Here is a 7,103-nt window from a genome sequence, read left to right as displayed (position 1 = left end):
TTGAAGACTTTGAGCAGGATGGCCCTAAGATTCTTATCATTTTAGACAATGCAAGTATTCATAAAAAGGCAGAGATTCTAGAGAAGATAGCGAAGGAGATGCCCAACATTGTTTTAGAATTTCTGCCACCCTACAGTCCGGACTATAATTTAATCGAGTTAGTTTGGCACTCTGCAAAGGAATTCATTGCCAATCGTCTATTTGAGTCGATTGAGGATTTAGAAGCGCTTGTTCATAACCTATTGAACGAAGGGCAGCTTGTCATCAACTGGGATCGCAAGATCAAAAATAAAGGAAACACAATCAATGCAATTTAAATGCATATCAGCTTATGGTGCGTTTTCTTCAGTAGCTTGAAATTGGCAGCGGCGACTATACTCTAGAACGCCATCAAGCCAGCGAGCCCACCCTCGAAGAATTTCGACAGTTTATCGATGCATAAATCCCTCATCAACGGTGCAATTTACGTCCTGGCGACCCTGGCGGCAAACTACACGGCAACCTGGTTTATTCCACTGCCGATTTTTGGCCAGGTGGCGGTGGGTACCAGCGATTCGGCAGCTTTATCTGAAGGTACTGACCAGTCGCTATAGATATTTGACAACCGCGTGGCATGGCAGCAAGCTTTTCAAGGGGTATCATGTCCTCCACTGATATACGGCAACGGGCGATGGCGCTGCTTGACCAACTGCCACACACCAAACTGGCGGCGGTGGTGCAACTGCTGGAGGTGTTAGCGGAGCCGATTTCGCCACCCTCCGAATCCCATCCCTCAGGCGATTTCGATCAAGCCCGTCTAGAGGATTTACGGGAACGGTGCGAATGGTGTGAACTCTCTGAGGCGGAACATCAGGAGCTTATTCAATACGAAGATCGGCTAGAGCAAGATCGGGCGGAACGATTAGAAGCCTTGATGAATTTGGCCAAGCTGAGAAACCTTGACCTAAGTAGTCTGAACCGTCAACTGGTATCGTCAGCACCACCGTTCCATGTCGCCTGAGCGAGAACGACGGGAGTTGATCCATTGACCAGTCAAGAGGTTGACCTGTTCAACCCTCGTCAGCAACCTTGGCATGAACACTTTGCCTGGGATGCCGATGTCACCCAACTGATCGGAAGTACCCCTTGCAGTCGCGCCACGGTTCAATCCTTGGCCTTGAACCGTCCCGGCGTTGTTAACTTGTGGCGTCTCCTAGCATCGGCAGGGCTTCATCCTTCCAATTAGGCTAGTAACGCGATGTGCAACTAATTTCAAAGAAAAGGTTTTGTCTCCCAAGGCTAGAGCTATCAAGGAGTCTAGCCGTTTCATGAAGACAAAGCCATGTTCAATATCGACGAGTTTATCATTGCGGTCTACTTGTGCGTTGACGCCCATCTCGAAACGTTACTGACCCTGTATCCCCCTCTTGGTCGGGGCTTTGCCCCTGGTCTCAGGGATAGCGAAGTCCTGACGCTGGCAATGGTGGGGGAGTTTCTGGGTCATCCCGATGACAGCGCCATTGGGCGGTATTTTCGTCGTCATTGGCAGCCCTGGTTCCCTGGCCTTGGCCATCGCAGTACTTTTATCCGGCAAGCGGCCAACCTCTGGCAGTACAAACAACGGGTGCATCAGCGGCTCATTCAAGCCCTGGGGGCTGACCAGCAAGCCCTCTATCTGATTGACGGTTTCCCGATGCCTGTCTGTGGCTTTAAGCGGGCACCCCAGGCTCGGGGGTTCCAGGGGAGTGCGAGTTTTGGCCGCTCGGCCACCAAGCTCAGCACCTTCTATGGGTTTCGAGGGCATCTACTCATCAGTGCTCAAGGGGCTGTCCTAGGGCTAGCGGTCACTCCGGCCAACGTTGACGAACGCGATGTTCTGAACTCGTCATTGGTCTTGAAGGCTTGCTGCTCGGCGATAAAGGCTATATCCGCCAAAGCTTAACCACTCAGTTGGCGCACCAAGGGCTTCCGTTGATGACACCTCAACGGAAAACAATGCACACCTACCACCCTGACTTCAATCGCCTGCTCAGTCATCACCGCCAAGGGGTTGAAACCGTCATGGGCCATCTGTGCCATTGGTTTGATATTGAGCGCGTCTCCAGCCGTGACCTGTGGCATCTGCCCCGTCGCTTAGCCCGGAAAATCCTCGCCCATACCGTCATGATCTGGCTGAACCACCCGCAGGGCCGTCCTTGGCTTCAGTTCAGCAGTATTATTACTCAGTGATTCCCCGGCTGGATTAGTTGCACATTGCGTAACTGGGTTAGCGCTAGGCCCAAACATAAACGAGGGGTTAAGGGGTTTGGGAACCGATGTAGGCTATCTTAACAAGCGTTGGGGCAGGAGATGGCTATGGTTCAAGACGCAGCCCAAGCATCGCTACAGGAACTTTTGGAAGACGGTAGCTTCGACGCCGTGCGGGCCATGCTGATTCCCATGCAGCCCGCCGATGTGGCCGAGATGATTGACGAACTGCCCGATACCTTTCAGGCGGTGGCTTTTCGGTTGCTGCCCAAGGATGAGGCGATTGAGGTTTATGAATATCTACCCAGCCGGGTGCAGCAGAATTTGCTGATGGAATTTCGGCACCCGGAGGTGTTGGAGATTGTAGACCGGATGTCGCCGGACGACCGGGCGCGATTGTTTGACGAGCTGCCCGCCAAAGTGGTGCGACGGCTGCTGGTGGATATGAGCCCCGCCGAACGCAACGCCACCGCCCTGCTGCTGGGCTACCCGGACGAAAGCGCCGGACGGATCATGACCTCGGAGTTTGTCACCCTGCGGGGCAGCCTCACCGCCGCCCAAGCGCTGGATCGCATCCGTCGTCTGGCCCGTAGTTCCGAAACCATCTACACCCTCTACGTCACTGACAATTCCCGCCACCTGCTGGGCACCCTCTCCCTGCGCGACTTGGTGATTGCCCAGCCGGAGCAACTGATTGAGGAGATCATGACCGAGGAGGTGGTGTTTGTGAAAACCGACACCGACCAAGAGGAAGCGGCCCTGCTGATTCAGCACTACGACTTTTTGGCCCTGCCCGTGGTGGATCGCGAACTGCGCCTGGTGGGCATCGTCACCGTGGATGACCTGATGGATGTGATTGAGGCGGAAGTCACCGAAGACATCTACACCGCCGGGGGGGTGCAATCCGTTGGCGACGACTACTTTGAAACCAACCTGCTCACCGTGGCCCGCAAGCGAGTGGTGTGGCTGCTGGTGCTGTTGGTGACGAATACCGCCACCAGTGCGGTGATCAAGGGCCAGGAGGATTTGCTCCAGCAGGTGGTGATCCTAACCGCCTTTATTCCCCTACTCATCGGAGCTGGGGGCAACGTCGGTGCCCAGTCCTCCACCGTGGTAATTCGCGGCCTCAATACCGAGGACGTGCAACCCTCCGACATGGCCTACATCGTCGGGCGCGAAACCCTAGCGGGCCTGATTTTGGGCCTGTTGCTGGGCAGTGCCGTCACCCTGTGGGCCTTTTTCCTAGAGGGCAATCTGGGCGTCGCACTGTCGGTAGGACTCAGCTTGATCGCCATCTCCCTCATCGCCACCTTCGCCGGAGCTGCCCTTCCTTTCCTGTTCAAAGCCCTCAAGTTTGACCCGGCCCTGATGTCGGCCCCCTTCATCACCACCGCCGTCGATGTGCTGGGGGTGCTAATCTACCTCAACATCGCCCGCCTAATTTTGGGGATTTAGGATGAAATTCATGGATTAAGTGTGATCCCGCTCACCGCCTGGGTACACTAACCTCAGCAGGCTGTGCTCCCAGATTCACTCATTCCCCATGCAATCCAAGGCTGACCTACAAACGATCCTCAAGGATCGCCACGGCATCAACAAAAATGTCACCCAATCTCTCAGTCGAGAGGACTGTGCGAAGTTGGTGGTGGTATTAAACGATCAACCCGCCGCGAGGGAATTGGTCACAGCCTTTGTTAAGAAAAATCACGAACTTTCTAGCAATAACCGCAATCTAGGCAAACGACGTGAAAACGCTGCCAAAAAGCTAGAACAACTCACACGTGAGTATCAGCAGCTAGAAGAATCGATTGCTAAACAGGAAGCTAAAAATGAACGACTTGACCAACACAAAGGTGATCTAGCGGCAGAGGAGGCTGAACTTCAGCGCAAAATTGAGGTACTAAAACAACGAAATCAAACCCTAGAGTCAGAGGTGCAAACCTTGACTACTCGCAACGACGAATTAGAGAATGCTAACGAGCGTTTACAAAAGGATAATAAAGCCCTAAAGATCATCGTTGATCAAATTCGTCTGCGCCTAGCCCGTGATATTGATGAACTCTTGCGCTACGAAGATAGCGAATTGCGTAAGGCCATGATCCGCCTCTTGAAATGGACATTGGGATAAAACTATGGCGAGTAAATCCAATAAAAGGCGATTATTTGATGGCCTAACCTATCGAGAGTTGCAAAGTTCTAACACCCGACGCAGAAAGCTGTTATCTAAGGCAAATCAAGTCTGGCTAAAGAATCATCGCTACAAAAATGTGGGCTGGGATAATGTTATTCACCTTCATCAGGAAATCAATAGCTTCTTAGATACTCACAAAGAAGATGATCTATCCCTGGAGGAACTGTTCTTGGAAGCAGATCGCATTGGCAACAAATATCAAACCCCTGAAGAAATCAACACTTTTCAGCAAGACCTTAGTACAACGGTAGAAAGTATTGCCCAAAAAATTGATCGTCATTTTCCAGAGGAAGAGCCTGAAATGATAGACTTTCGTCCTCGGTAGCCTCAATTTACAAAGATCAGCAAAACCAAAAGGCAGAAGCGATAGATCTGTTGATTGGCCATTGCCTGAAAGCTTCATGGCTAGATTCCCGTGTTGTGTCAACCTTCGTAAAACCCATGGATTTCCAGAAAGATTACTCGTTGGAAGAACTCTTTAATTTAGCGGATAAGGTTGGCAACTATCGTTATCATCGCCTAACGGATAAAGACTTAGAAAAATATCGCGAGTTTGATCGCTGGCGATATATCAATGGTAATCATGATTGTGGTACTACAGAGGAAAGTCGCCAATGGGTGCGAGATAACTCTGATCGACAATGCCCCGTCTGTGGCGACTATTTTAGCCAGTTCAAAGGCCGCAGTATTGACCATAAGCTGCCCAGAGCACAATATCCCTGGTTGTCTCTAGACTTTAGAAACCTATGGGTTATTTGTTACCCCTGCAACCAGGAAAAAGGAGAAATGCACTGGTATGAGTATGAGCGCTATATGTTCGTTCATTACCGAGATCGCTATCCCGATGTTGTTCTAGCACGTCCTAGAGACGTCTTGAAAGCGCTGCGCCTCTGAGGATGAGAGCGACAAAAATGGAAGGCATCGAACCCGCTGGGGGCTTGTCGAATACCCTTGGCTTAGACTATCTTGCCTGTGCCTACCCTTGTTGATGGGGCTGGGCGGTTTGTGTAGAGCATTGCCCCTGGCTGTTTACCTCAGGACGCGCCCCTATGAGTCTTTTACTTGCCGTTGAATCAATGCTGGAGGATCCCAGTATTGAGGCCCACCTGCGCCAATTTTGTCTGGTGCTGTCGGTTTCCCTGGGGGTGGCCACCCTGTCGCGGATGTTCAGCGTCTTGCGGAATATTCCCTATACCCTGCTGCTGTTGCTGGTGGGATTGGGGTTGGCCCTGGTGGATGTGCGGCTCGTGAACCTCTCGCCCCAACTCATTTTGTTTATTTTTCTGCCGCCGCTGCTGTTTGAGGCGGCCTGGAACCTGAACTGGAAGAGCCTGAAACAGTATGCGGTGCCCGTAGTGCTCTATGCCGTCTTTGGGGTGGTGATCTGCGTAGGTAGTTTGGTGTGGGGGTTGCAAGCCTTTGCCGGAGCCTCCTTGGCCACGGCACTGCTGGTGGGGGCCAGCCTTTCCGCAACGGATCCGGTATCGGTGGTGGCGTTGTTTCGAGAGTTGGGCGTCGATAAAAAACTCACCACCGTTATGGAAGGGGAAAGCCTGTTCAACGACGGCGTGGCGGTAGTAGCCTTTAACCTGCTGCTGGGCTTGGCCCTGGGGTTGGAACAACTGGATGCAGCCGTTACCGTGGCCCGGTTTTTGGTGTTTGTGGGGGTGGGCATTAGCATTGGCGGGCTGATTGGCTTTGGCCTGTCCTTCCTCACCCAGCGGTTTGATATCCCCCTAGTGGAGCAGTCCCTCACCCTAGTTTCCGCCTATGGCACCTACCTGGTGGCAGAGGAACTGGGCGGATCGGGCGTGATCGCTGTGGTGACAACGGGGCTGATTTTAGGCAACTTTGGCTCCCGCATTGGCATGAACCCCCGTACTCGCCTGGTGGTGTCGGAGTTTTGGGAATTTGTTTCCTTTTTCATCAACTCCATTGTCTTTTTGCTGATTGGTGACCAGGTAGAATTTGCCGGACTACTGGCCAACCTAGACAAGATTTTCGTCGCCATTGTGATCATGCTGGTGGCGAGGGCGATCAGCATCTACGGTCTGGGTGCCCTCAGCAACGCCATCACGGGGCCGAATATGGATTTGCCACTGGCGGGTCAAACCGTACTCTGGTGGGGCGGGTTGCGGGGGTCAGTATCAGTGGCCCTGGCCCTGAGTGTCCCAGCGATACTCGGCGACCGCCAAGAAGTCATCGGCATTGTGTTTGGGGTGATGCTGTTTACGCTGTTGGTGCAGGGCTTGACCACCAAACCCCTGCTAGAAGCCCTCAACCTTCTGGGCGACCAACCCCTGCGGGTGGAGTACCAACAGATGAGCGCCCAGCGGGTGGCCCTAACGCGGGTGCTGCAACGTATTGAAGAGATCCAGGACAACCAGGAATTCGACCTGGAATTCGTCGCCTATCAGCGGGCCTTGGTGGAGGGCCAGCTCAAGGCAGTGAAGGAAAAGCTAGCCAAATTGGAAAGCCAACACCCCGAACTCCAGCGCTACGCCTCCAATCAACTGCGGGAAGAACTGCTCGCTATCGAGTCCGACACCTACGCCGAATTCATCCGGGCCGGACAGCTTAAGCAAGACCTCGCCCCCCTGCTGGAGGGACTGCCGGATCGGGTAGCGGAAACGGCCTAGTTCGGAAATCTCTGTGCCGTTTAGCGGTTCCTCGGCTATACTGGCCC

The 7,103-nt window shown here is 53.1% G+C and carries 8 protein-coding genes and 1 pseudogene; all 9 read left to right on the top strand.

The genetic code is table 11. The annotated features are described in order from the left end of the window. Positions 1-317: transposase (locus H6G62_RS02145; protein ID WP_190492465.1), on the top strand; the 317-nt coding region annotated here is incomplete at its 5' end. Positions 318-434: 117 nt separating this feature from the next. Further along, a complete protein-coding gene (locus H6G62_RS02140) occupies positions 435-593 on the top strand; it encodes a hypothetical protein (RefSeq protein ID WP_190492464.1) in 159 nt (52 codons plus the stop codon). A 47-nt stretch (positions 594-640) separates the two neighbouring features. Then, a complete protein-coding gene (locus H6G62_RS02135) occupies positions 641-1,000 on the top strand; it encodes a hypothetical protein (RefSeq protein ID WP_190492463.1) in 360 nt (119 codons plus the stop codon). Positions 1,001-1,321: 321 nt separating this feature from the next. Continuing rightward, positions 1,322-2,208: pseudogene (locus H6G62_RS02130) on the top strand (IS982 family transposase). A gap of 126 nt (positions 2,209-2,334) precedes the next feature. Beyond that, complete coding sequence (mgtE, locus tag H6G62_RS02125) at positions 2,335-3,681, top strand: magnesium transporter (RefSeq protein ID WP_242051785.1); 1,347 nt, start codon at positions 2,335-2,337, stop codon at positions 3,679-3,681. 88 nt (positions 3,682-3,769) lie between these two features. After that, on the top strand, positions 3,770-4,354 hold the full coding sequence (locus H6G62_RS02120; protein WP_190492461.1) for a hypothetical protein: 585 nt from the start codon (positions 3,770-3,772) through the stop codon (positions 4,352-4,354). Between the two features lie 4 nt (positions 4,355-4,358). Then, on the top strand, positions 4,359-4,742 hold the full coding sequence (locus tag H6G62_RS02115; protein WP_190492460.1) for a hypothetical protein: 384 nt from the start codon (positions 4,359-4,361) through the stop codon (positions 4,740-4,742). Positions 4,743-4,858: 116 nt separating this feature from the next. Continuing rightward, positions 4,859-5,311 carry an HNH endonuclease signature motif containing protein gene (locus tag H6G62_RS02110; RefSeq protein ID WP_190492459.1) on the top strand — a complete coding sequence of 151 codons (453 nt, stop codon included), beginning with the start codon at positions 4,859-4,861 and terminating at the stop codon, positions 5,309-5,311. A gap of 155 nt (positions 5,312-5,466) precedes the next feature. Beyond that, a complete protein-coding gene (locus tag H6G62_RS02105; RefSeq protein WP_190492458.1) occupies positions 5,467-7,056 on the top strand; it encodes a sodium:proton antiporter in 1,590 nt (529 codons plus the stop codon). The last annotated feature ends 47 nt before the right edge of the window (positions 7,057-7,103 follow it).

The organism is Phormidium sp. FACHB-1136 (assembly GCF_014697375.1).
Classification (GTDB): domain Bacteria; phylum Cyanobacteriota; class Cyanobacteriia; order Phormidesmidales; family Phormidesmidaceae; genus Nodosilinea.
The sequence above is the reverse complement of the archived record's forward strand: the minus strand, read 5'-3'. Positions and strand labels throughout refer to the sequence as shown.

What these genes read in the sequence shown, in the direction of transcription:
- H6G62_RS02140 (WP_190492464.1), top strand. Translation starts at nt 435, where the DNA reads ATGCATAAATCCCTCATCAACGGTGCAATTTACGTCCTGGCGACCCTG.
- H6G62_RS02135 (WP_190492463.1), top strand. Translation starts at nt 641, where the DNA reads ATGTCCTCCACTGATATACGGCAACGGGCGATGGCGCTGCTTGACCAA.
- mgtE (WP_242051785.1), top strand. Translation starts at nt 2,335, where the DNA reads ATGGTTCAAGACGCAGCCCAAGCATCGCTACAGGAACTTTTGGAAGAC.
- H6G62_RS02120 (WP_190492461.1), top strand. Translation starts at nt 3,770, where the DNA reads ATGCAATCCAAGGCTGACCTACAAACGATCCTCAAGGATCGCCACGGC.
- H6G62_RS02115 (WP_190492460.1), top strand. Translation starts at nt 4,359, where the DNA reads ATGGCGAGTAAATCCAATAAAAGGCGATTATTTGATGGCCTAACCTAT.
- H6G62_RS02110 (WP_190492459.1), top strand. Translation starts at nt 4,859, where the DNA reads ATGGATTTCCAGAAAGATTACTCGTTGGAAGAACTCTTTAATTTAGCG.
- H6G62_RS02105 (WP_190492458.1), top strand. Translation starts at nt 5,467, where the DNA reads ATGAGTCTTTTACTTGCCGTTGAATCAATGCTGGAGGATCCCAGTATT.